Source organism: Bacillus proteolyticus, assembly GCF_001884065.1.
Taxonomy (GTDB): domain Bacteria; phylum Bacillota; class Bacilli; order Bacillales; family Bacillaceae_G; genus Bacillus_A; species Bacillus_A proteolyticus.
In genome coordinates this window covers 68,940-91,246 of sequence record NZ_MACH01000008.1, presented here as the reverse complement: position 1 = coordinate 91,246, position 22,307 = coordinate 68,940, and the positions used below count along the sequence as shown (strand labels likewise).

Genomic DNA, 22,307 nt, shown 5'->3' with positions numbered 1-22,307 from the left:
CGTTAGATATATTTTCATATGCCATGGTCCTATTCACTAAATAAAAAGGATGTCACCTAGTCAAAAAACTCGACTTACGGGACATCCTTTTCTTTTATTCACCTAATAATGCGTGGCGCAATTCTTCACTAGATTCGTTCCAAATTGCTTCATTATGCTCTTTTAAGAATGTACCAAGTACTTTTTTAGATGATTCATCCATATGATCGATCATGATGTGACGCTTTAGTGATTTATCCATTTTGTTTACATGCTCTGGAAGTGATTTATATCCGCGGCGAATTTCACGATCAACTGTCATTTCACAAGCAGTTACACCTGCGTAATATGCACCGTTTGGTGTTCTTTCAATCGTTACCCAAACAAGCCAAAATGGTTTTCCGTTTGGAACTTCATCTTTATTTGTTAAAAATTTAATACCTTTTTCTACTGTACTACGCGCATGCATCGCCCCGATATCAACGAATGCAGTTTTCTCTAGTACATCGACAAATACAGGTGAAATATTTTCTAGGCTTAATGCCCCAACGCCAAACCCACCATGTCCATCTGTTGAATCATTTTTTACAATATTAAAACCGATTTTTTTCTTTTTCTCTGTCATATGTAAATTCCTCCTCACTTAAAGATTATAAAAGCCCAAAAATAGGCGCAATGATATTTTGTAAAAACACTAATACATATGGGATAACAACATTGAAAATAGGCTGAATTGTGTAATTGCTAAGCGGTGTAATAACAAGAATTAATAACGCAATTGATCCATACTTTTCATACTGTGTCATTTTCGCTCGCACATTTGCTGGTGCTAAATCTTCCACAACGCGATATCCATCAAGTGGCGGGATTGGTAATAAGTTAAATACAAGTAAAACAATATTAAGCATAATAAAAATTTGGAAAAATTGATTTAACGTCTCTCCTACTGCGGGTGGAATCGCATCTAACACACCAAACGTTATTAGGCTATACCAAATAATTAAACCAATTGCACTTAAGATAAGATTACTTATCGGTCCCGCAATAGAAACTAATATTCCCGCAAGACGCGGTCTTTTAAAGTTATACGGGTTAACAGGTACTGGTCTTGCCCAACCGAATCCAAGAATTAGTACAGCAATCATCCCGATAGGATCTAAATGAGCCATCGGTGATAACGTTAAACGTCCTTGTTTTTTCGCTGTATCGTCTCCAAATTTATATGCAACATACGCATGTGCAAATTCATGCACAGATAGCGCAATAATAATCGCCATTGCTACCAACGGAATTTGTTGCAATGGGTATCTAAATAACTGATCCATAACTCATCTCCTCTTCAATATGTCAAAAAAAGAAATTATTTGTTTTTTCGATTGTTCTTCCTCATAATCCGCTATAATAAGAGTGTAACTTACATAAAAGGAGCGATTGTACATGCCATACGTAACAGTGAAAATGCTAGAAGGACGCACAGAAGAACAGAAGAAAGCTCTTGCTGAGAAAGTAACAGCAGCAGTAAGCGAAACAACTGGTGCTCCTGAAGAAAACATCGTTGTTTTCATCGAAGAAATGTCTAAAAACCATTATGCAGTTGGCGGAAAACGCTTAAGCGACAAATAATTTCAAGTTTTTTCATAAGAAGCAGCTCTTAGCTGCTTCTTATTTCTTTCCCTCTAACAACTCGATAATTCTCTCTTTATATTTTCCCCTTCTTCCATCTTCATAGATCAAATCATGCGGATAGAATAGTTTTTGATCCGTTCGCTTCTTACCTGTAATCGCCTCAACAATATCCGATTCACGCGAAAGCTCTCTAAGTTCCCCATTCGGCATAAGAAGTAAGATTGGTAGACGTTCTTCTTCTTCTCCTGCACGATAAAAGTCATACGGTAAGTCTGATGTTGAATCAACAACTAAATAATACTCTGGATCGAGTCCAATCTTTTTAAATAAGCTACTTAATTCCATCCAATTATCTAAACCGTGCTTATCAGTAAACTCTACATATTTAAATAGATTTCTGTTCATAAAGCGGCGGCATAAGTCACTTAAAATCGGATCTTCTTCGTCTTGCCATACTTGGAAGTAATAATACATTACGTTCTCGTCTAACTTTAAATAATCCTCTACTGTTACCTCTTCTTCAAATAAAGAATAGAAATGAACAGGATGATTTTTAAACGCATAATACTTCTCATGCAGTGATTTAGCTCGGTGTAAAATCTTCGTTAAAATAACTTCTGCACTACGTGTTACCGGATGGAAATATACTTGCCAATACATTTGATAACGGCTCATAATATAATGCTCTACAGCATGCATACCACTATTTTTAATGACAACTTGATTACCGTATGGGCGCATGACACGCAGTATACGTTCCATATCAAAGTTCCCATACTTTACACCAGTAAAATATGCATCTCTTAATAAATAATCCATACGATCAGCATCAATTTGGCTTGAAATCATACTAATTGCTAATTTATTAGTAGATGTTTTCGCAATGACATCTGCTACCTTTTGCGGGAAATCCTTATCAACACGGCTTAACACACGATTAATTTCCGTATCGCCAACGATAATCTTTTGCGTAAATTTCTCATGATCTAACGAAAATACTTTTTCAAACGAGTGAGAAAATGGGCCGTGACCGACATCATGAAGTAATGCCGCACATAAACATAATAATCTATCTTCAGCATTCCAGTTCGGTCTGCCATCAAACACATCATCAATCATACGACGAATAATTTCATATACACCTAACGAATGAGTAAAGCGACTATGCTCTGCACCGTGAAATGTAAAAAATGTCGTTCCAAGCTGCTTAATACGGCGCAAGCGTTGAAATTCTTTCGTTCCGATTAAATCCCAAATAACGCGATCACGCACGTGCACATATTTATGTACTGGGTCTTTAAACACTTTTGTTTCGCTGAGTTTGTCGTTTAAATATACCACCTTCCGACATCCCCCTTCCTTTACTACATTCTTACTTTATATTATAAACGAAATAAGAAACAGAAAGAAATGAAAGACTATATTAATTCCTGTTATATAAAGAAAAATCACTTTTACCGACGTAAAAGTGATTTTTCTTTATATATTATTTTCCTAAAACAAACTCAGCAACTTCGTCTAAGATCATTTCTTTACCTAGTGGGAAGTATCCTTTGTTTAGGTCTTCATTGCTAATTGTGAATACGTGATTGTTTTTAACAGCGTTCATATTTTTCCAAATTGATTCTTCTTGGAATTCTTTTAGACGCTGAGAACCGTCACCAGTTGTAAATACGAATAAGTAATCTGGATTGTAATCGATTAAAGCTTCTTTTTGTACTTGTACTAATGGTTTATCAGTTGGTGTACCTTTAACTGCTGGTAACTTTAAGTCATTAAAGATTACGCTACCGTAACCGTAGTCACCGTATACGCGGAAAGCATTTGGATATGCAGCCATTTTCATGAATGTTGCATCACCAGTTTTAGCGATGATTTTGTCATGTAATTTGCTTGCTTTTTCATCATACTGTTTGAACCATTCTTTTGTTTCTTTCTCTTTACCGAAGATTTGACCTACTTCTTCGAATTTTGGACGCCATTGGTCTAATGGAGTTTTTAACATAACTGTTGGTGCAATTTTAGATAATTGATCATAAATCTTTTCTTGACGATTGTTTACAAGAATTAAGTCTGGTTTTGCAGCAGCTACTGCTTCGATGTTAATTTTATCGCCCCAAGCAGAACCTACTGGTTTCACGCCTTCTAATTTCTTTGCAATATGTCCATCAATTTTTTCTTGTGTTGTATTTGCAGTAATAATCGGTTTCATACCGAAAATTAATAATTCTTCTGTTGAACCACTAAGGTCAGCAATTTTCTTTGGATTTGCAGGAATTTTAATTTCCCCTTTTGCATGTTGTACAGTGCGCTCTTCAGTTTTCGCATCCTTCGCATCTGCTTTCTTTTCTTCTTCTTTGTTAGAACAAGCTGCAAATAGTACAGAAGTAACAACTAGTACCATTGCTAATAGTGACATTTTAAAATTCTTCATATTCCCACTCCTTCTAGCTGTATTTCTCTTATAATTTGCATGTAACTATAAGAAACGAAAACAACAGTTAATTAATATATATTTATTAACTGTTGTTTATAGCCCGTTCTAACGGGCGTTCAACTTCCCATCCATGGGTAAGAAGCTCAACGTCCATTAGAACTCCCCCTCTCACCTCTTTAAGAGGGAGAAATCCTATTAATTACGCTTTTTTACGCAATTGATTATTAATCATCGCTAAATCGTATGTTAAACAAATTGGTTTACAGTTTACTGGACATGGAACGATTTGAGCTTCGATTTCAAATACATTTCGAAGCGTTTCACTTGTCATGACTTCATCTGGCGTTCCTTGTTTCATTAACTTCCCAGCTTTTAATGCAATCATATGATCAGAGAAACGAGAAGCATGATTTAAATCGTGAATAACCATAACAATCGTTCTGCCTTCTTCTTTGTTTAACTTCTTCAGTAAGTTTAATACCTCAAGTTGATGAGCCATATCTAAGTATGTTGTTGGTTCATCTAACACAAGTAAATCTGTTCCTTGTGCAAGAGCCATCGCAATCCATACACGTTGACGCTGCCCACCTGATAAAGCTTCTGCTGGACGATTTGCAAACTCAGTCATTCCAGTCACTTCAAGTGCCCAATGAATGTAGCGATAATCTTCTTCTTTCAATGTTCCAAATCCTTTTTGATGAGGAAAACGTCCATATGAAACAAGTTCAAACACAGTAAGGCCTGTTGGCACTTCTGCAGTTTGTGGTAAAATCGCCATTTTCTTTGCGATTTCTTTCGTTGGCTGTTTCTCAATTGCTTTTCCATCAAGATAAACAGTACCTCGTTTTGCTTTCAAAATACGAGAAGCCGTTTTTAATAATGTGGATTTCCCACAACCGTTTGGTCCAATAATCGTTGTAATTTGTCCTTCCGGAATTTCAACTGTTAATCCATCTATAATTAACCCTTCATTATAGCCAACAGATACCGCATCAACTGCTAAAGTTGCCATACAAAAAGCCTCCCTTTATTTTGTCCTCATAAGTAAATATATGAAATATGGTGCGCCAATTACAGAAATAACAAGACCGACCGGTATCTCTGAAGTTGGTAACACACTTCTTGAAATTACATCTGCAAATAAAAGTAAGAACGTTCCTATTAATGCAGCCGTTGGTAACATAATTTGATGCTTACCGCCAACGAGGCGCCTCGCTAAATGCGGAGCCATTAAACCGATAAAACCGATTCCGCCCGCAACAGCAACAGATGCACCTGCTAAACAAACTGCAATAAATAATAATTTCCGTCTTTCCTTTTCTACGTTTACACCAAGCCCAACTGCTGTAGAGTCGCCTAAATTCATTACATTTAATATGTGCGCTTTACTAATAGCTAGTGGTAAGAAAATAACCATCCATGGGAGCACACTTAGTACGAACTTCCAATCTGTTCCCCATAAACTTCCTGCCAACCAAATCGTTGCAAAACGGAAGTCGTTCGATGTCATCTTCATAGAAAAAATTAAACTAACCGCACCAAAGCCGGCTGCAACAGCGATACCAACAAGAATTAATCGAGTTGATGAAACGCCGTCTTTCCATGCTAGTAAATAAATAATAACCGCTGCCAATATCGCTCCAACTAGCGCAAAGAATGGAAGGATAAATACAGATAAAAGTGTACCTGTTCCAACTTTCCCGAAGAAAAAGTAGACGAATACAACAACTGTTAATCCCGCTCCAGCGTTAATACCGATAATACCTGGATCAGCAAGTGGGTTTCGTGATAACCCTTGCAAAATTGCACCTGACATAGCTAATGCAGAACCAACTAATATGGCAATAACCATACGTGGCATACGAAATTCAAATAAAATAACAGATTGATCTTCTGCACCTAATCCAACCAATGACTTTAATACATCTATTGGAGGAATTTTAAATGTTCCTGTATTTAAACTTATTAAAAATACAGCAACAATTAATCCTACTAAAATCGTTAAAATAGAAATGTTCTTTTTTGTTAAGACGCTCGTCCTCACATCTTTCCTCTCCCTTCATTACGTGCTAAGTAGAGGAAGAATGGCACCCCAATTAGCGCTGTAATTGCTCCAATTGGCGTTTCAAATGGTGGATTAATAACGCGAGATAACATATCTGCACATTCAATTAGCAATCCACCTAAGACCGCAGAACATGGAATAACCCATCTATAATCTGAGCCGACAAGGAAACGAGTCATATGCGGAATTACAAGTCCAACAAATCCAACTGATCCTGCCATAGAAACCGCAGAACCTGTTAATACAAGAACAAGTACTGTTCCTATAAATTTAATTAATGTCGTATTTTGACCAAGTCCAATCGCAATTTCTTCACCAAAGCTTAAAATTGTGATATATCTCGACATCATAATTGCTATAATGAGACAAACAAGACCAATTGGTACTAACATATTAATACTTTGCCATTTCACTCCGGCAACGCCGCCTGCATTCCACATACTTACCTCTTGGGCAAGGTTGAAATACAATGCAATTCCAGATGAAATTGCCCCTAATAAAGCACTAATTGCTGCACCTGCTAAAGCTAATTTCACAGGCGTTAATCCACCTGGTGAAGAAGACCCAATACCATATACAATGCTCGCTCCAAACGCAGCTCCAATAAAAGATGCGATAACAAACATTAAATAAGGTGAATTAGGGAAAAATGCATACATAATTGCAATCCCAAATACAGCTCCATCTGTAATTCCCATTAACGATGGTGATGCAAGTGGATTTCGCGTCATACCTTGCATAATTGCACCTGATACCGCTAAAAAGGCACCTGCAACTACGCCCCCTATTGCTCTAGGCATGCGTAATTCTTGAATTACGTTATGGTGCGTTATGGAACCATCAAACTGAAATACAGCTTGCCAAACGGTCTTTAAACTAATATCTGCTGCACCAAACGAAATAGAAACTGCCATACTTAAAGCTAACAAAATTGTGCCTGCTATTAAAATAATAGAAGCAACGAGCGGTCTGCTCTTAATCTCTTTAACATTCACATCTTGCTGTTCTATACTCCTTGCGCTCGCTTCCATCCCTCAACCATCCTAACCAACAACATATATTTAATAAAATGAAATTTATTCTCAAATAATAATAAAAAAATTAGGTGAATTGACCTTTTTCCTGATAATGATTCTCAGAATCAGACACTTTCTATTCTACCTACCACGTCAAAAGACTGTCAACCATTATTTTGAAATACGAATTCATACAAAACGCTATCTTATGGACATAAAAAAAGAAGAGTAATCTGTTCACTCTTCTTTTTCTTACTTATTTAACTTTGCTTCAATTTTTACGATTAATTCGTCTTCTGTTGGAGCCGCAACTGGACGATTATTTACAAACGCGAATGATTTTTTACGACCAGGGCCACAGTAAGACTGACATGCGACCTCAATCGTTGCACATGAATCTACTTTTTTTAACTTCGGAATCAACGTTTTAACGTTCGTTGCCTGACAATCATCACACACACGAAATTCGTTTCCCATTATATATAACACTTCCTCTATTTTAAACTTTTCACAAGTACATTTTAAAATAAACACTAAATGGTATTTTACCGCTCTTTGAAGCTTGTTGCAAGTCTCCGGGCATGGCTCTATTCCTATATAAGGCTACATATTATTTATATTTTCTCCTTCAAAAGCTTCCACCATTCATAGCAAAAATTTCTTCTCTTCATCGAAATCTACCATATTTTTAAAAGCTTTGTATAAAAGCTTTTTTTTTTGCCCATTATAAAAATAGGAAGTTCATAAAAAGAAAGGGAGTTGAATCTATGAAAGTAAGACAAGATGCTTGGACAGACGAGGACGATTTATTACTTGCTGAAACGGTGCTTCGCCATGTTCGAGAAGGAAGTACTCAATTAAATGCATTTGAAGAAGTAGGAGATCAGTTAAACCGCACATCCGCTGCTTGTGGTTTCCGCTGGAACGCTGTCGTTCGTTATAGTTATGAGCAGGCTCTTCAACTAGCAAAAAAACACCGTAAAGATAAAATGCGTGCTGCGAGCGGTGAACAAGCGAAAAAACGTTTACTTTATACACCAACAGCCTCAGGATCAATAACTGATTACGAGGAACTAATGCCAAACGAAACAGCTGTCCAATATAAAGAAGCTAGTCCATATCAAGAACCGACTGTTCCTACTTCAAAAAGTTCAATAACAATGCAAGATGTTATTTACTTTTTACAAACAGTTGGATCTTCAAATATAAAAGTAACAGCTCTTGAAAACGAGAATACGAGATTGAAACAAGAAATTAAAGCGCAAATACTCCGAAATGAAGAACTAGAGAAGAAACTAGAAAAATTAGAGCAACAATCTCATACTGTACAAGAAGATTACGAAACACTTATGAATATCATGAACCGCGCTCGCAAATTGGCAGTAATGGATGATGAGGAACGCTCACAAACATCTTTCCGAATGGATCGAAATGGTAATTTAGAAAAAATTGCAGAATAAAAAGGATGCAGGCAATGCATCCTTTTTATTCTTTCACTTTATATCCGAGAAAACCCCTCATTTTTTGCTATAATAGAGATTGTCATTTTAAAGATAAGGGGTTAGTTATATGAGCAATTCCCGTTCAATTTTATCTCAGCCAGAGTGGCGTATTGTAGATCAGTCTAGTTTAGGACCGACATTCCATGCCTTGCAATCATTCGCAATGGATGACACATTATGCACAAGTATTGGGAATGGCGCATCCGCTGCAACAATGCGTTCTTGGGTTCATCACAATACAATCGTTCTCGGCATTCAAGATTCACGCCTACCACACTTAGAAGAAGGTATTTCCTTTTTAAAAGAAAACAACTTCAATGTTATCGTTCGTAATTCCGGTGGACTTGCGGTCGTACTTGATGAAGGTGTGTTAAACGTATCACTTTTATTCCAAGAAACAGAAAAAGGTATCGATATTGATCTTGGATACGATACAATGTGGCATTTAATTAAGGAAATGTTAAACGATTACGACGTTACAATCGAGGCAAAAGAAATTGTTGGTTCTTATTGTCCTGGTAGCTATGATTTAAGTATTCGCGACCAAAAATTCGCAGGTATTTCTCAGCGCCGTATTCGCGGTGGGGTTGCTGTACAAATTTACTTATGTGCTACAGGAAGCGGGTCGGAACGCGCTGCGCTTGTTCGCGACTTTTACAATGTAGCAATTCAAGGCGAAGAAACACGCTTCACGTACCCTGAAATTGTACCGAGTACGATGGCCTCACTCTCAGAATTACTTGGTGAAACAATTACAGTACAAAATTTAATGATGCGTCTTTTAAAAACATTACAGCAATTCGCTCCAAAGTTAACACCATCTCAATTAACAATAGATGAGATTCCTTTATATGAGACGAATTTGCAACGTATTATTGATCGTAATAATAAAGCACTTGGTTTAGAAAAATAAAAAAGACCACCCGCATTTCAAAAGAAATAGGGTGGTCTTTTTTCATATTAATTCATTATAGAATTAAAGTGCTTGAGCTGCTGTAATTAAAGCTAACTTGTACACTTCTTCTTCGTTACATCCACGAGATAGGTCATTTACAGGCATGTTTAAACCTTGTAAGATTGGTCCTACTGCTTCGAAGTTACCTAAGCGTTGAGCGATTTTGTAGCCGATATTACCAGCTTCTAGGCTTGGGAATACGAATACGTTAGCATCACCTTTAATTGTAGAACCTGGAGCTTTCTTCTCAGCTACAGATGGTACGAATGCAGCATCGAATTGGAATTCTCCATCTAAAGTTAATTCAGGAGCCATTTCTTTCGCAATGCGAGTTGCTTCCACAACTTTTTCTGTTTCTGGAGATTTCGCAGAACCTTTTGTAGAGAAGCTTAACATAGCAACGCGTGGGTCAATGCCGAATAGTTCAGCAGTTTTCGCACTTTCGATACCAATTTCAGCTAAATCTTGGCTGTTTGGTGCAATGTTAATTGCGCAATCAGCGAATACATACTTCTCTTCTTCACGTACCATGATGAATACGCCTGAAGTTTTTGTAACGCCTGGTTTTGTTTTAATAATTTGAAGTGCTGGACGAACTGTATCAGCTGTAGAGTGAGCTGCACCACTTACTAAACCTTGTGCTTTGCCCATGTATACAAGCATTGTACCGAAGTAGTTTTCGTCTTTAAGGATTTTGCGAGCATCTTCTTCTGTTGCTTTACCTTTACGGCGTTCAACGAAAGTTGCTACCATTGCATCCATTTCTTCGTATGTAGCTGGGTCGTAAATATCAACGCCCGCTAATGTTAAGTTCATGCTAGCAGCTTTCGCGCTAATTTCTTCTTTATTACCAACTAAGATTGGTTTTACTAACTCTTCTTTTGCTAAACGCTCTGCAGCGCCTAAAATTCTTTCATCAGTTCCTTCAGGAAGTACGATAGAAATGCCTTTTCCTTGAACTTTTTCTTTTACTGTTGTAAATAAGTTGCTCACGAATAAACCCTCCTACATATGTTAAAAAAACTCTATCTTTAAGAATACTGCTTTTCCTCTATATTTTAAACTTATAGCTCCCAAAAAATAGATAAAATAAAAATGATTATATTTTCATAAAATTCAGCCGAAAAATAAAGCCTACTTAATCCTTATTTTCTCCCGTTTTTGAGTAAATATAAATGTGACAATTTTATGCGCCGAAACTTTATGTAGATGTTTTTAACCCTATATATGCTATAGTTAACGTGTAAAATATCATTAACTGAGGTGAATAGAATGAGTGAAGCAACAACAACGTTAGATGGCTGGTATTGTTTACATGATTTACGTTCTATTGATTGGGCAGCATGGAAAACATTATCTAGTGACGAACGCGGACAAGCTGTGTCTGAATTTTTAAATGTCATTGAAAAATGGAACGAAGTAGCTGCTGCGAAAAAAGGCAGTCACGCAATGTATACAGTTGTTGGCCAAAAAGCAGATATTATGCTTATGATCTTACGTCCAACAATGGAAGAATTAAATGAAATTGAGACAGAATTAAATAAAACAACATTAGCTGAATATTTAGTTCCCGCATACTCTTACGTATCTGTTGTTGAACTAAGCAACTACCTTCCAGCTGATGAAGATCCATACCAAAATCCACAAATCTTAGCTCGCTTATATCCTGAGTTACCAAAAGCAAATCATATTTGCTTCTATCCAATGGACAAGCGTCGCCAAGGTGATGACAACTGGTACATGCTTCCTATGGAAGAACGTAAAAAAATGATGTACAGTCACAGTAAAATCGGTCGCCAATACGCAGGGAAAGTACGCCAAGTAATTTCAGGATCAGTCGGATTCGACGATTTTGAGTGGGGCGTAACATTATTCGCTGACGATGTTCTTCAATTTAAGAAGCTTATATATGAAATGCGCTTCGATGAAGTAAGTGCTCGTTACGGTGAATTCGGTACATTCTTCGTTGGGAACATTTTACCAGACGAAAAAGTAGAGAAATTTTTACACATATAATAATGAAAAAGGAACGAATTTCGTTCCTTTTTTATTATCCTCTATATTTACCCACCAAAAACTTCTTTTCTCTGCAAATTTGAACAAAAATCGACAAATTCTTTTCAAATTTCTTGTAAGATTGTAACCTTTTTACATCCAAATTTATGCTAAAATGGTACGAGCTATATGCTAATAACGATGCGAAGGTGATAATGTATATGAAGAAAATCTTGTCTATTTTACTAGTGTTTCTATTGTCAATTTCTTCCTCAGGAGTAACAACATCCCATGCAGAAGAAAAAATACATATAGAGGCAGCTGCTGCACTTCTATTTGATGCAGATACAGGAAAAATACTGCATGAACAAAATCCAGATGAATTACTAGCTATCGCTAGTATGTCAAAATTAATTGTTGTTTATGCCGTATTAGAAGCAATTAAAGAAGGAAAAATCACTTGGGATACGAAAGTAAACATTTCTGATTACGCTTATGAAGTTTCACGTAATAATGAATTCTCTAACGTACCGTTCGAAAAGGGACGCCAATATACTGTGAGAGAATTATATCATTCTATCGTTATCTTCTCTGCGAATGGATCTAGTATTGCTTTAGCAGAATTACTTGCAGGCAGTGAGAAAAACTTCTTAAATCTTGCAAATGAACATGCAAAAAAACTAGGGTTAAAGAAATATAAATTTGTAAACGCTACTGGGTTGAATAACGCTGATTTAAAAGGGAAACATCCTGAAGGAACTGATCCGAATGGAGAAAACTCTATGTCAGCTCGCGATATGGGTATTCTTTCAAAAACAATTATTACAAAGTATCCAGAAATGCTAGAGGATACAAAACAAAGATTTAGAAACTTCCCAGATAATCATCCGAAACCAATTCGTATGGAAAATTGGAACTGGATGTTACCAGGTGCTGCTTTCTCTTATGAAGGAGCGGATGGTTTAAAAACAGGAAGTTCTGATACCGCTGGATATGGATTCACTATTACAGCAAAACGCGGTGATTTACGCCTTATTTCAGTTATTATTAAAACGAAATCAATGGACGAACGTTTCACAGAATCTCGCGCATTAATTGAATACGGGTTTAATAACTTCGAAAAACAGAAATTAAAAATAGATAAAAATAACAAAATTTCTGTAGTAAAAGGAAAAGAAGACTACGTAACAGTTGTACCAGAAAAAGAAGTGACAGTAGTTACTGCAAAAGGTAGCAAAGCACCTTACAAAATTTCTACTGAAGCGGATAAATCACTCGCTGAAGATGGACATTTAGTTGCTCCTATTAAGAAAGATGCAAAGGTCGGTTCCATCGTTTTAGAACCAACTGATAAATACGGATTTTTAGATGGAAATAAAAGTATGAAAGTTGCTGCAAAAACGACAGAAGAAGTAGAAAAAGCAAATTGGTTCGTATTAACAATGCGTTCCGTTGGTGATTTCTTCTCAAATTTATGGTCTAAAATGTTCTAATGAAAAAGCTAGCCCACGCTAGCTTTTTTTCTTTCCCCCTCTAAATGTAAAACTTCGTTTGGTTGTCATATCTGAGTCCTTTTTCTCATACGTATGAACTAGTAATTGTTCCACACTTCATCTAGAAATAACCTCTTTCCAAAAGGTATTCCAAAAAGAGAGGTGACACATAATGGGTGTTATTGCTTATAACGAGGAAGATGTAAAGTTATTAGCTAGACTGATGCGTGCTGAAGCCGAAGGAGAAGGGCAACAAGGAATGTTGATGGTCGGAAACGTTGGGGTAAATCGGGTCCGCGGAAATTGTTTAGATTTTAAAAAAATACGTAATTTACGTCAAATGGTTTATCAAAATCCTGGTGGTTTTGAGGCAACGCAAAAAGGGTATTTTTATCAACGAGCAAGGGAACAAGATATCGCCTTAGCAAGACGAACCATTCAAGGGCAACGTTTTTGGCCTGCCAACTTTTCCTTATGGTTTTTTAGACCTGAAGGCCCTTGCCCACCAACTTGGTATGACCAACAAAATTCTGGCCGCTTTAAAAAACACTGTTTCTTCCAACCATCTGGTGAGGATTGTCCTGGCGTATATTAAGGAATGAAAATGAGGAGGGATTTTTGAATGGCACAGCAACAAAACCCATACTACGGAACAGGTTTTTATCAACCATCTGGAACTTATGTGCAACCGCAACAAATGACTCCTGGGCAACAGCAACAGCAACAAGCGATGCAACAACAAGTTGCTCAGGCTCAGCTTGCAGTTTCTCAAGGGATGTTACCACTAGAGCAATCGTATATCGAAAACATCCTTCGTTTAAACAAGGGTAAGCCAGCTACAGTTGTAATGACTTATGAACGTGGTAGTTCGCTTGGTACACAATCTTATACAGGGATCATCGAGGCAGCTGGCCGTGATCATATCGTTATTAGTGAACCGAAATCCGGAAAACGCTACTTGCTACTAATGATTTACTTAGATTATGTAGAATTCCCAGGAGAAATTACGTATTTACCTAGTCAACAAGCAACTTATCCTCCAAGACCATAAAAAAAGCTGGCTCCTGCCAGCTTTTGTTTTTTATAATCCTTTTACAACTGCAGTTCCTACTAGAATCCAAGCCACAATAAATGCCACACCACCAAGAGGTGTAATTGGGCCAAAGAACTTAATACCTGTCGTACTTAATGCATACAAACTGCCTGAGAACATAATAATCCCAGCTACCATTAGCCAACCAGCAGTAGTTAAAAGTGATGATTGAATCTTATCCATCAATAAAGCTACTACAAATAGTCCACCCGCATGAAACATTTGATATGTAACGCCTGTTTTCCAAACTTCTAACATTTTTGCAGAAATTTTATTTTCTAAACCGTGTGCTCCAAAGGCTCCTAACGCAACAGATAGCCCCGCTGCAATACAACCTAGTAAAAAGAAAATTTTCATCTTAATTCCCCTTTTTTACTTTTATCATAAGCAATTTTTTCATATAAGCCAAACGATTTTGCTTTTAAAAATCCAATAAAGAGTTACCGTTTGCATCATCTTCTTTTATATATACTGGCTCTCCAGAAATCGGCATAACTGGTTGAACTGTTGTCATAGGCTGAGATCCGATTATTTGTGATTGAACTTGTGGCTCTCTATACGTATGCGATTCAACTTGTTCATCTAATAATAGATCACATAATGCTCGCACAACTAATAAATGTTCTTTAGACTTTTGCCCTTCACTACTTTTTGCCTTTGCAATTTCATTCGCCATTTTATTTAAAACCTTGTCGCTAGATATTTGCATTCCTTATCACCTCGTACTTTGTAATTCTTTCTCAAATTGCCCCAGTTTCTGTACTGAACCAAATACTATTATCATATCACGTTCTTGCAGTTTTTCCTGCCCCGTTGGATTATGAATAATATTTCCATTCCTTAAAATAGCTAAAATTGTTACATCAAACTGATTTCTTACATCGCTCTCTAATAATGATTTACCAACTAATATAGAATCTTTGCCAACTAAAATTTCTTCAATGACAAATGACTGTTCTACTCCATATAAAACTGTATCAATATAATTAACTGTTAATGGATTCGCAATACCTTTTGCAATATGAATTCCTGCCATACTAGACGGATTAATAACCTTATTCGCGCCAGCACGCCGTAACTTCTCTTCTGTTTCTGGCTTTTCAGCTCTTGCTACAATTTTAATTGCATCGTTCAATCCTCTTGCTGTTAATGTAATAAATACATTTTCAGCATCATTTGCTACGATAGCAACTAGACCAGCCGCCTTTGAAATTCCCGCGTTATGTAATACGTGATCTTCCGTTGCATCTCCATTTACATATAAAAGCTTTTCCTGCTCGAATATACTTTCATCTTTATCCACAACGACAAATGGAATTTTCTTCTCCTGTAATTCATGTACAACTTGAAGTCCTACTCTACCACACCCACATACTATAATATGATTTTGTAACTGTGCTATTTGTTTATCCATCTTCTTCCTCCGCACTGCATGAAATAAATTCCCTTCAATAATCATAGCTGCTACTACCCCTATTGCATACGTAACAATACCGACGCCAACAGGGATAATAAGAAGTGCAAATAATTTCCCCGCCTGCGTTACAGGAACGGCATCTCCGTATCCAACAGTTAATACAGTAATCATTGTCATCCAAAATGCTTGAAATAAACTAATCTCTTCAATTGTCATAAATCCTAATGTTCCTAGAAGTACAACAGAGGTCATACATATAACTGCTATCCATAATTGCTTGCGTGCATTCATATCGTGTTTCAACTCTTTTCTCTATCTACATTCTTTGCCAGTGGAAATGAAATACGTATATACTAGATACGTAATCTATGAAAGAGGTTGATATAATGAAGATATTTCTTTCCGCCTTACAATGGGCACTATTTATTTTAGCTGGAAGCCTTATTGTACCAATTAGTGTCGCAACTAGTTATGGTCTCGATGGTGCTGAAGCTATCGCATTTGTACAAAGAACATTATTTGTTCTTGGCTTTGCCGGCCTACTGCAAGCTATATTTGGTCATAAACTTCCTATTCAAGAAGGTCCTGCAGGCCTTTGGTGGGGAATTTTCTCCCTTTATGCAAGTTTAGGTGTCGTATTATTTGGATCAAGCAATGAAACGCTTAAAGTTCTTCAGTACGCTTTCCTATTAAGTGGAATTATTTGTATTATTCTTAGTGTGTTTGGACTTATCGATAAACTAGTTCGTTACTTTACACCGACAGTAATTGGAACATATTTATTCCTTCTTGTCGCACAACTTAGTGGCTCCTTCTTAAAAGGCATGTTTGGTCTTGATGGACAACATACAGAAGTACAGGCTAACGTATTTATTCTTTCACTCATTGTTATTTTACTATCTTTTTTCATTATGAAGCTACCTATTATTGGACAATATTCCGTTCTTTTCAGTATCGTCTTCGGCTGGATATTATTCGCATGCTTCGGATTATCTAATCCAGTAACACCTGTGACAGATATAATTCGTCTTCCATCTCTATTTGTTTTCGGCATGCCTCGCATTGAATGGAACATGGCAATTACAGTAATTTTCGTCACACTACTACTTCTAACAAATATGTTAGCAAGTATTCGCGTTGTACAAAAGGTTGTTTCTAAGTATGAAGAAGATGCCGCTCCAAATCGTTTCAAACAAGCTGGCATTATAACAGGAATAAATCAATTACTAGGCGGCCTATTTTCAGCCATTGGTCCTGTTGCCATTTCTGGATCAGCAGGATTTATCGCAACGACAAATATTTATAAACGCCTTCCATTTATGTTAGGGTCAAGCTTTATCATTCTTGTTAGTATATTCCCAAAGATTACTTCATTCTTTGCAGCAATCCCCGTTGCAGTTGGGTATGCTGCGATTTATCCTGTATTTGCAAGCATGATTGGTCTCGCTTTTCGCGAATATAACACTGTACAAAATAAAGAACAATTATTTAAAGTAGCAGGTCTTTCAATATTTACAGGAGTGGGAGTTATGTTCATTCCGGCAGGAGCATTTTCTACGCTACCACCATTTTTAGCATCATTTTTAAGTAACGGTCTCGTTCTTGGGTCTGTTATGGCTATTTTGCTGGAAATACTATTTTCGCGTTCGAACGAAAAGCAACTATCGTAAATTGGAAAACTTCCATTATTGCACTCTACCTTTAGAGTTGTTACGATAATGATAAATTATCATGGGCAACACGCTCATGATAATTTATACTAACAATGCAGAACCTTTCTTATCTTCATGCAAAGAGGTTCGATGTCTTACTATATATATTCCCCAATATCTTCATAAAAATTTATTTCTATTCCAACAAAGAAAGGAATTTTCTATATGACTTATAAAATGATTGTTTTAGATTTAGATGATACTTTATTACGCGATGACCATACCATTTCACCTCGTACGAAAGAGGCTTTAATGACAGCACAAGAGCAGGGGGTCAAGGTCGTACTTGCTTCAGGGCGTCCAACGTTTGGCATGCGCAACGTCGCAAAAGAACTTCGTTTAGAAGAATACGGCAGCTTCATTCTATCTTTTAACGGCGCAAAAATTATTAACTGTAAAACAAATGAAGAAATCTTTAGTAGTACGCTATCTCCTGAAATCGTTCACAACCTATTTGAAATTAGTAAAACTGAAGGTGTATGGATTCATACTTATATTGGCGATGATATCGTAACAGAAGAAAATAATCCATACACTGAAATTGAAGGCGAAATTACTGGTATGCCAATTGTTGTAGTAGATGATTTTAAAGCCGCTGTAACAGAGCCTGTAATAAAAGTATTAATGAATAAAGAAGCTGAACGTCTTGTTGAAGTAGAAAAGAAACTACAAAAACAACTAGAAGGCCAATTAAGCGTTATGCGTTCAAAACCTTTCTTCTTAGAATTTACTGAATATGGTGTTACAAAAGGAACAAGTCTAAACCAACTAATCCAAAAACTTGGTATTAAGCGTGAAGAAGTTATCGCAATGGGTGATAGCTATAACGACCAAGCAATGATTGAATTTGCTGGTCTTGGCGTTGCAATGGGCAATGCACCAGATGATATTAAAGAAATTGCGAACTACGTGACAGACACAAATATGAACGATGGTGTTGCAAAAGTTGTAGAGAAATTCGTTTTAAAAACGGAAGTACTTGTTTAATATTTTCATTCATAAAACCTATTTGAAGTCAAATACTTCAAATAGGTTTTTATTTAAATTACAACGCTTTTGTGACTATATTTTGAACTTTGCACTATTCTCGTAGTGTAAACTTTCTTTTTGTATATAATGGAACAAAATAGACTATTTTATTTTGAAAAAGAATACAAATTTACTATAAACAAGCATTCATTAAAGGAGGCTACTTCATGTTATCTACACCAATCGGACGATTACGAGCAATCGGACTAGTTGAGGGGATTTCTTTCCTATTACTATTATTTGTAGCAATGCCGTTAAAATATTTCGCAGGATTTGCAACAGCTGTTAAAATTACAGGTATGGCTCATGGCGTTTTATTTATTCTATTCATATTTGCAGTAATTCAAGTAACAATCGTACATCGCAAATCAATTTTATGGGCACTTGGTGCACTTGTTTCATCAGTTATCCCATTCGGTACTTTTGTACTAGATGCAAAATTAAAAAATGAACAATAATAGTAAAAAGGTAGTTAACAATTGTTAGCTACCTTTTTTGCGTTCATATATTCGGAATTTGCCAATCGATTTCTTTTTCATCCATGTTAGATAGAATCTCATTTACTTTAGAGTATGGCTTACTACCAAAGAAACCTCGTCTTGCTGATAATGGACTTGGATGTACAGATTCAATAATATGGTGATTCGTATTCGTAATTAACTTTTTCTTCGCCTGCGCGTGACGTCCCCACAGTATGAAAATAACTGGCTTTTCACGTTCATTTAATAGCTCAATTACGCGATCTGTGAAATGCTCCCATCCTTTTCCTTTATGAGAGTTTGCTTCACCTTGTCGAACTGTTAATACAGTATTTAATAATAAAACTCCTTGCTCCGCCCACTTTACTAAATAACCGTTATTCGGAATTTCATAACCATATTCATCTCGAAGTTCTTTATACATATTTAACAATGACGGCGGTGTTTTAATACCAGGTTGTACAGAAAAGCTTAAACCATGCGCCTGATTCGGTCCATGATATGGATCTTGTCCTAAAATAACAACCTTTGTATTTTCATAACTTGTATACTGAAGAGCGTTAAAAATATCTTCTACCTTTGGATAAATCACATGCTCCTCATACTCTTCTTTTAAAAAGTTAGCTAAATCTTGATAGTATTCTTTCTCAAATTCTGGCCCCAGTAATGGTCCCCAATCATTCTGCAAAATGTTTTCCATACTTTCACTTCCTGTCCAATTAATTCACCATATCCTGCCTTGTAAATACTACAAACGAAATAATAAGGGAAACAACTGCCCAAACAGTTAAATTCATTAAAGAAAATCCCATCGATAAACCTTGTAATGCAGGTAATTTTCCTGATAAATAATCCGTTAACGTTAAGTTCACACTAAAAATATATTTCGCACCTTCCCAAGATGTTGCAAATGAGCTTAAAATGCCTCCTGCAATTAATGCGGCTAGCATAACGCCCATACCAGCTGGTGTATTACGAATTAAAACAGAGACCATAAATGATATAGTTCCGACAACGATAGCGACAAACCAAGCTAATCCATACGCCATTAAGATGTATTGCCACTGCGGAATAAGATGTACAAAATTCGTATTTAATGTCTCCTTATCAATGACGAATCCTGTTAAAACAGGCAAGTTCCATCCAGAGTATCCAAATACAAGCCCGGATAATACGTAAGCAAACAAACCTACAAGAAGCAGTATGAGTGAAATGAAAAATAACATCGTCACGTACTTACTAAGAAGTATTTTCCAGCGCCGGATCGGCCGCGTAAGTAACATCTTCATCGTCCCATCACTTCGTTCTCCTGAAACAATATCAATAGCGACAATCATTACAAGAAGCGGAATAAATAATGTAATTCCTTGCTCAATAAATGCCCTTACAAAAGTCGGTGCGCCCGGCGCCATCGGGTTAATATCATGATCTAAATAATATTGTTGTTGCTCCACTCTTACCTTTAGCCAATCACGCCATTCTTCTGGCAATCTAGAGTTGTTCAAACGGTTCTGTGAATCAACAATTTGTTGTTGTAATGAAACTTTCCAATCCGTTGTACCGAGCCTTTTTTGCGTCGTTTCTATTTCACGATACTGAGCATACACGAAAAGTGGGATCAAGATTGCTAAAATAAGCATGACAACAAAAATACGTTTCTTACGATAAATTTTCTCCGATTCATTTAAAACTAGATTCGCAAATTCACGCATGCTGCTCACCCCTTGTGAGTTCAATAAATAAATCTTCTAGCGTAAATACCAGTTCCTTAACGCTATGCACATCTATCCCATTTTCTACAAAGAGTTTATTCCAACTACTTATAGATGCAATATCCATGCGGCATAGTAATCGGTCATCTTCTATACTCACTTCCCTTACTTCCTCAGCCAATTCAAGCATATTTTTCGCCTTAGAGATCGGTGTAACAATCCATTCTACACGATCACTTGCTGTTTTAATTAACTCTTCAACCTTGGCAACTGTTATCATTTTTCCTTTATGAATAATAGCAACACGATCGCATATCATTTGTACTTCACTTAGCAAGTGACTTGAAATAAACACACTCATATTTTCTTCTTTCACAAGCTTATGTATAAATTCCCTAAGTTCTCTAATTCCAGCTGGATCTAAACCATTTGTTGGCTCATCTAATATGAGCAATTTGGGATTTCCAAGAAGCGCCTGGGCAATTCCAAGGCGCTGTTTCATACCGAGTGAGTATGTTTTTACCTTGTCGTGAATTCTTTCATCCAAATGAACCATTTGAGCAATTTCAAGAATACGTTCATCTGATATACCACCTAGCATACGAGCAAATTGTTTTAAATTTTCCCATCCAGTTAAATATGTATACAGTTCTGGGTTTTCAACGATACTCCCTATTTGACGCATCGCTTCTCTGAAATTTTCCTTAATAGAATAACCACCTATAGAAATCGTACCTTCTGTTTCTTTAATCAATCCAACTAACATTCGAATTGTAGTCGTTTTTCCGGCACCATTTGGCCCTAGGAAGCCAAACACTTCCCCTTGTTTTACATCGAAGGAAATATTCTCTACAATTGTCTTCTTTCCAATTACCTTCTTCACGTCTCGTACAGAAAGTATCGTCGTCATTTTACCCCTCCTTGTTCTAGTTTTAATTTACTCACAACATTTTGAACTAATCGGTCCGCCATATATGTATACCCTACTTCATTCGGATGGAAATGATCGGAGTATAATAAATCTTTTCCACGGTTTTGGAATAAATCAAATGTCGGTGTAATATACACATTTTTATTATTTATCGCCAATTTTTCTAAAGATGCATTCCAATCTACAACAATGTTTGAAGACCCTTTTAAATCTTCTACATCTTCAAAAGGATTATATAAACCTAGCCAAAAAATTGGGCTGTCTGTATTTAACTTACGAATTTCTTCTATTATTTTCTTCGCTTCATTTTGGAACGTCGCTGTATCAGGACGGTATGTTTCTAAATCTATCTTTCCAAGCGATTCCCAGCCTGGAAATAAATCATTTCCTCCAATTGTTAAAACGATTACATCCGCTTGCTTAATTGAATATTGAGCGCCACTACTCTCAATTTGTTTTAATAAGTCAGGCATTTTCGCACCACTAACAGCTAAGTTTGTTAATGCAACCTTTTGCTTATAATCTTTTTGTAAATCCTCTTTCATACGCCCAATATAGCCAATTCCTTCTTTATCACCAACACCGCGTGTTAATGAATCACCTAAACTAACGACTTGCAATGTTCCGGTTTTCTTTTTCTCTTTTGCTACTACATCCGTTTTCTTAATTAAACTTGAAGCTTTCGGATTTAATACATCATTTACACCTGAAACAAAGCCATATGCAAATAAACAGAAAGATGCAATTGTAATGAGTAGAGTTACTTTTACTACTTTTGATCTCATATCAAAACCCCTTTTAGCCCTCATAGATTGTCCATAATTATACCAAACGCAATTTTGAAAAGCGATTTTCACACCTTATCT

General features: G+C 36.4%; 26 protein-coding genes. 10 read left to right on the top strand and 16 right to left on the bottom strand.

The window, feature by feature from the left end; genetic code table 11:
* Positions 1-94 precede the first annotated feature (94 nt).
* Both BAQ49_RS02225 and BAQ49_RS02220 read right to left on the bottom strand, forming a co-directional pair.
* Positions 95-604, bottom strand: a complete 510-nt coding sequence (locus tag BAQ49_RS02225) for a YwhD family protein (RefSeq protein WP_000136685.1) — start codon at positions 602-604, stop codon at positions 95-97.
* A gap of 25 nt (positions 605-629) precedes the next feature.
* Positions 630-1,304, bottom strand: a complete 675-nt coding sequence (locus BAQ49_RS02220) for a site-2 protease family protein (protein WP_071744033.1) — start codon at positions 1,302-1,304, stop codon at positions 630-632.
* 112 nt (positions 1,305-1,416) lie between these two features.
* On the opposite strand from BAQ49_RS02220, the gene BAQ49_RS02215 reads away from it, so the two are divergent.
* Positions 1,417-1,602 (top strand): 2-hydroxymuconate tautomerase, encoded by a 186-nt coding sequence (locus BAQ49_RS02215; protein WP_001147171.1) that lies wholly within the window; start codon positions 1,417-1,419, stop codon positions 1,600-1,602.
* A 39-nt stretch (positions 1,603-1,641) separates the two neighbouring features.
* Here the strand turns inward: BAQ49_RS02215 and BAQ49_RS02210 are convergent, their stop codons facing one another.
* The 6 genes from BAQ49_RS02210 to BAQ49_RS02185 form a co-directional block, all read right to left on the bottom strand.
* A complete protein-coding gene (locus tag BAQ49_RS02210) occupies positions 1,642-2,946 on the bottom strand; it encodes an HD domain-containing protein (RefSeq protein ID WP_071744032.1) in 1,305 nt (434 codons plus the stop codon).
* Between the two features lie 145 nt (positions 2,947-3,091).
* Positions 3,092-4,039 (bottom strand): ABC transporter substrate-binding protein, encoded by a 948-nt coding sequence (locus BAQ49_RS02205; protein WP_071744031.1) that lies wholly within the window; start codon positions 4,037-4,039, stop codon positions 3,092-3,094.
* 202 nt (positions 4,040-4,241) lie between these two features.
* Complete coding sequence (locus tag BAQ49_RS02200) at positions 4,242-5,054, bottom strand: ABC transporter ATP-binding protein (RefSeq protein ID WP_000212073.1); 813 nt, start codon at positions 5,052-5,054, stop codon at positions 4,242-4,244.
* 15 nt (positions 5,055-5,069) lie between these two features.
* Positions 5,070-6,086 (bottom strand): FecCD family ABC transporter permease, encoded by a 1,017-nt coding sequence (locus BAQ49_RS02195; protein WP_071744030.1) that lies wholly within the window; start codon positions 6,084-6,086, stop codon positions 5,070-5,072.
* Entirely contained in the window at positions 6,083-7,138 is a 1,056-nt protein-coding gene (locus tag BAQ49_RS02190; protein WP_000388282.1) for a FecCD family ABC transporter permease, read from the bottom strand. The genes BAQ49_RS02195 and BAQ49_RS02190 overlap by 4 nt, the downstream gene beginning before the upstream one ends.
* Before the next feature lie 237 nt (positions 7,139-7,375).
* The gene (locus BAQ49_RS02185) at positions 7,376-7,600 is read right to left on the bottom strand and encodes a YuzB family protein (RefSeq protein WP_000526075.1); all 225 of its coding nucleotides are present in this window, start codon (positions 7,598-7,600) and stop codon (positions 7,376-7,378) included.
* 290 nt (positions 7,601-7,890) lie between these two features.
* Between BAQ49_RS02185 and BAQ49_RS02180 the strand changes: the two genes are divergently transcribed.
* Positions 7,891-8,583, top strand: coding sequence for an RsfA family transcriptional regulator (locus tag BAQ49_RS02180; RefSeq protein WP_071744029.1), 693 nt, complete (start codon positions 7,891-7,893; stop codon positions 8,581-8,583).
* A gap of 109 nt (positions 8,584-8,692) precedes the next feature.
* Positions 8,693-9,538 carry an octanoyl-[GcvH]:protein N-octanoyltransferase gene (gene lipL / locus BAQ49_RS02175; protein WP_071744028.1) on the top strand — a complete coding sequence of 282 codons (846 nt, stop codon included), beginning with the start codon at positions 8,693-8,695 and terminating at the stop codon, positions 9,536-9,538.
* Between the two features lie 63 nt (positions 9,539-9,601).
* On the opposite strand, the gene pta is transcribed toward lipL, so the two are convergent.
* Positions 9,602-10,573, bottom strand: a complete 972-nt coding sequence (pta, locus tag BAQ49_RS02170) for a phosphate acetyltransferase (RefSeq protein ID WP_071744027.1) — start codon at positions 10,571-10,573, stop codon at positions 9,602-9,604.
* 279 nt (positions 10,574-10,852) lie between these two features.
* Between pta and hemQ the strand changes: the two genes are divergently transcribed.
* From hemQ to gerQ, 4 genes are all read left to right on the top strand, one after another.
* Entirely contained in the window at positions 10,853-11,596 is a 744-nt protein-coding gene (hemQ, locus tag BAQ49_RS02165; protein ID WP_071744026.1) for a hydrogen peroxide-dependent heme synthase, read from the top strand.
* A gap of 194 nt (positions 11,597-11,790) precedes the next feature.
* The gene (locus tag BAQ49_RS02160) at positions 11,791-13,068 is read left to right on the top strand and encodes a serine hydrolase (RefSeq protein WP_116733418.1); all 1,278 of its coding nucleotides are present in this window, start codon (positions 11,791-11,793) and stop codon (positions 13,066-13,068) included.
* A 172-nt stretch (positions 13,069-13,240) separates the two neighbouring features.
* The gene (gene cwlJ / locus BAQ49_RS02155; RefSeq protein ID WP_000538162.1) at positions 13,241-13,663 is read left to right on the top strand and encodes a cell wall hydrolase CwlJ; all 423 of its coding nucleotides are present in this window, start codon (positions 13,241-13,243) and stop codon (positions 13,661-13,663) included.
* Between the two features lie 27 nt (positions 13,664-13,690).
* On the top strand, positions 13,691-14,119 hold the full coding sequence (gene gerQ, locus BAQ49_RS02150) for a spore coat protein GerQ (RefSeq protein WP_071744024.1): 429 nt from the start codon (positions 13,691-13,693) through the stop codon (positions 14,117-14,119).
* A gap of 30 nt (positions 14,120-14,149) precedes the next feature.
* Here the strand turns inward: gerQ and BAQ49_RS02145 are convergent, their stop codons facing one another.
* The 3 genes from BAQ49_RS02145 to BAQ49_RS02135 form a co-directional block, all read right to left on the bottom strand.
* On the bottom strand, positions 14,150-14,518 hold the full coding sequence (locus BAQ49_RS02145) for a DUF423 domain-containing protein (protein WP_000688311.1): 369 nt from the start codon (positions 14,516-14,518) through the stop codon (positions 14,150-14,152).
* A 64-nt stretch (positions 14,519-14,582) separates the two neighbouring features.
* Positions 14,583-14,870 (bottom strand): YwdI family protein, encoded by a 288-nt coding sequence (locus tag BAQ49_RS02140; protein WP_071744023.1) that lies wholly within the window; start codon positions 14,868-14,870, stop codon positions 14,583-14,585.
* A gap of 6 nt (positions 14,871-14,876) precedes the next feature.
* Positions 14,877-15,869 carry a potassium channel family protein gene (locus BAQ49_RS02135; RefSeq protein WP_071744022.1) on the bottom strand — a complete coding sequence of 331 codons (993 nt, stop codon included), beginning with the start codon at positions 15,867-15,869 and terminating at the stop codon, positions 14,877-14,879.
* A 95-nt stretch (positions 15,870-15,964) separates the two neighbouring features.
* Between BAQ49_RS02135 and BAQ49_RS02130 the strand changes: the two genes are divergently transcribed.
* From BAQ49_RS02130 to BAQ49_RS02120, 3 genes are all read left to right on the top strand, one after another.
* Positions 15,965-17,248 carry a purine/pyrimidine permease gene (locus BAQ49_RS02130; RefSeq protein ID WP_071744021.1) on the top strand — a complete coding sequence of 428 codons (1,284 nt, stop codon included), beginning with the start codon at positions 15,965-15,967 and terminating at the stop codon, positions 17,246-17,248.
* 207 nt (positions 17,249-17,455) lie between these two features.
* Positions 17,456-18,277, top strand: a complete 822-nt coding sequence (locus BAQ49_RS02125) for a Cof-type HAD-IIB family hydrolase (protein ID WP_071744020.1) — start codon at positions 17,456-17,458, stop codon at positions 18,275-18,277.
* A 209-nt stretch (positions 18,278-18,486) separates the two neighbouring features.
* Positions 18,487-18,777, top strand: a complete 291-nt coding sequence (locus BAQ49_RS02120; protein WP_002123681.1) for a DUF3817 domain-containing protein — start codon at positions 18,487-18,489, stop codon at positions 18,775-18,777.
* Positions 18,778-18,820: 43 nt separating this feature from the next.
* Here BAQ49_RS02120 and BAQ49_RS02115 read toward each other — a convergent pair whose 3' ends face one another.
* From BAQ49_RS02115 to BAQ49_RS02100, 4 genes are read right to left on the bottom strand one after another with little or no spacing between them, the layout of a single operon-like run.
* On the bottom strand, positions 18,821-19,498 hold the full coding sequence (locus tag BAQ49_RS02115) for a uracil-DNA glycosylase (protein WP_071744019.1): 678 nt from the start codon (positions 19,496-19,498) through the stop codon (positions 18,821-18,823).
* A gap of 19 nt (positions 19,499-19,517) precedes the next feature.
* Positions 19,518-20,510, bottom strand: a complete 993-nt coding sequence (locus BAQ49_RS02110; RefSeq protein WP_001206485.1) for a DUF2705 family protein — start codon at positions 20,508-20,510, stop codon at positions 19,518-19,520.
* The gene (locus tag BAQ49_RS02105) at positions 20,503-21,420 is read right to left on the bottom strand and encodes an ABC transporter ATP-binding protein (protein ID WP_071744018.1); all 918 of its coding nucleotides are present in this window, start codon (positions 21,418-21,420) and stop codon (positions 20,503-20,505) included. Before BAQ49_RS02105 ends, BAQ49_RS02110 begins: the two co-directional genes overlap by 8 nt.
* Positions 21,417-22,298 (bottom strand): SGNH/GDSL hydrolase family protein, encoded by an 882-nt coding sequence (locus tag BAQ49_RS02100; protein ID WP_116733417.1) that lies wholly within the window; start codon positions 22,296-22,298, stop codon positions 21,417-21,419. Before BAQ49_RS02100 ends, BAQ49_RS02105 begins: the two co-directional genes overlap by 4 nt.
* Positions 22,299-22,307 lie beyond the last annotated feature (9 nt).

Coding starts and splice junctions, on each gene's coding strand:
- cwlJ (WP_000538162.1), top strand. CDS start 13,241: ATGGGTGTTATTGCTTATAACGAGGAAGATGTAAAGTTATTAGCTAGA.
- BAQ49_RS02140 (WP_071744023.1), bottom strand. CDS start 14,870: ATGCAAATATCTAGCGACAAGGTTTTAAATAAAATGGCGAATGAAATT.
- BAQ49_RS02215 (WP_001147171.1), top strand. CDS start 1,417: ATGCCATACGTAACAGTGAAAATGCTAGAAGGACGCACAGAAGAACAG.
- BAQ49_RS02130 (WP_071744021.1), top strand. CDS start 15,965: ATGAAGATATTTCTTTCCGCCTTACAATGGGCACTATTTATTTTAGCT.
- BAQ49_RS02115 (WP_071744019.1), bottom strand. CDS start 19,498: ATGGAAAACATTTTGCAGAATGATTGGGGACCATTACTGGGGCCAGAA.
- BAQ49_RS02180 (WP_071744029.1), top strand. CDS start 7,891: ATGAAAGTAAGACAAGATGCTTGGACAGACGAGGACGATTTATTACTT.
- lipL (WP_071744028.1), top strand. CDS start 8,693: ATGAGCAATTCCCGTTCAATTTTATCTCAGCCAGAGTGGCGTATTGTA.
- BAQ49_RS02190 (WP_000388282.1), bottom strand. CDS start 7,138: ATGGAAGCGAGCGCAAGGAGTATAGAACAGCAAGATGTGAATGTTAAA.
- BAQ49_RS02120 (WP_002123681.1), top strand. CDS start 18,487: ATGTTATCTACACCAATCGGACGATTACGAGCAATCGGACTAGTTGAG.
- BAQ49_RS02205 (WP_071744031.1), bottom strand. CDS start 4,039: ATGAAGAATTTTAAAATGTCACTATTAGCAATGGTACTAGTTGTTACT.
- BAQ49_RS02125 (WP_071744020.1), top strand. CDS start 17,456: ATGACTTATAAAATGATTGTTTTAGATTTAGATGATACTTTATTACGC.
- BAQ49_RS02145 (WP_000688311.1), bottom strand. CDS start 14,518: ATGAAAATTTTCTTTTTACTAGGTTGTATTGCAGCGGGGCTATCTGTT.
- BAQ49_RS02135 (WP_071744022.1), bottom strand. CDS start 15,869: ATGAATGCACGCAAGCAATTATGGATAGCAGTTATATGTATGACCTCT.
- BAQ49_RS02160 (WP_116733418.1), top strand. CDS start 11,791: ATGTATATGAAGAAAATCTTGTCTATTTTACTAGTGTTTCTATTGTCA.
- BAQ49_RS02105 (WP_071744018.1), bottom strand. CDS start 21,420: ATGACGACGATACTTTCTGTACGAGACGTGAAGAAGGTAATTGGAAAG.
- BAQ49_RS02185 (WP_000526075.1), bottom strand. CDS start 7,600: ATGGGAAACGAATTTCGTGTGTGTGATGATTGTCAGGCAACGAACGTT.
- gerQ (WP_071744024.1), top strand. CDS start 13,691: ATGGCACAGCAACAAAACCCATACTACGGAACAGGTTTTTATCAACCA.
- hemQ (WP_071744026.1), top strand. CDS start 10,853: ATGAGTGAAGCAACAACAACGTTAGATGGCTGGTATTGTTTACATGAT.
- BAQ49_RS02200 (WP_000212073.1), bottom strand. CDS start 5,054: ATGGCAACTTTAGCAGTTGATGCGGTATCTGTTGGCTATAATGAAGGG.
- BAQ49_RS02220 (WP_071744033.1), bottom strand. CDS start 1,304: ATGGATCAGTTATTTAGATACCCATTGCAACAAATTCCGTTGGTAGCA.
- BAQ49_RS02225 (WP_000136685.1), bottom strand. CDS start 604: ATGACAGAGAAAAAGAAAAAAATCGGTTTTAATATTGTAAAAAATGAT.
- BAQ49_RS02110 (WP_001206485.1), bottom strand. CDS start 20,510: ATGCGTGAATTTGCGAATCTAGTTTTAAATGAATCGGAGAAAATTTAT.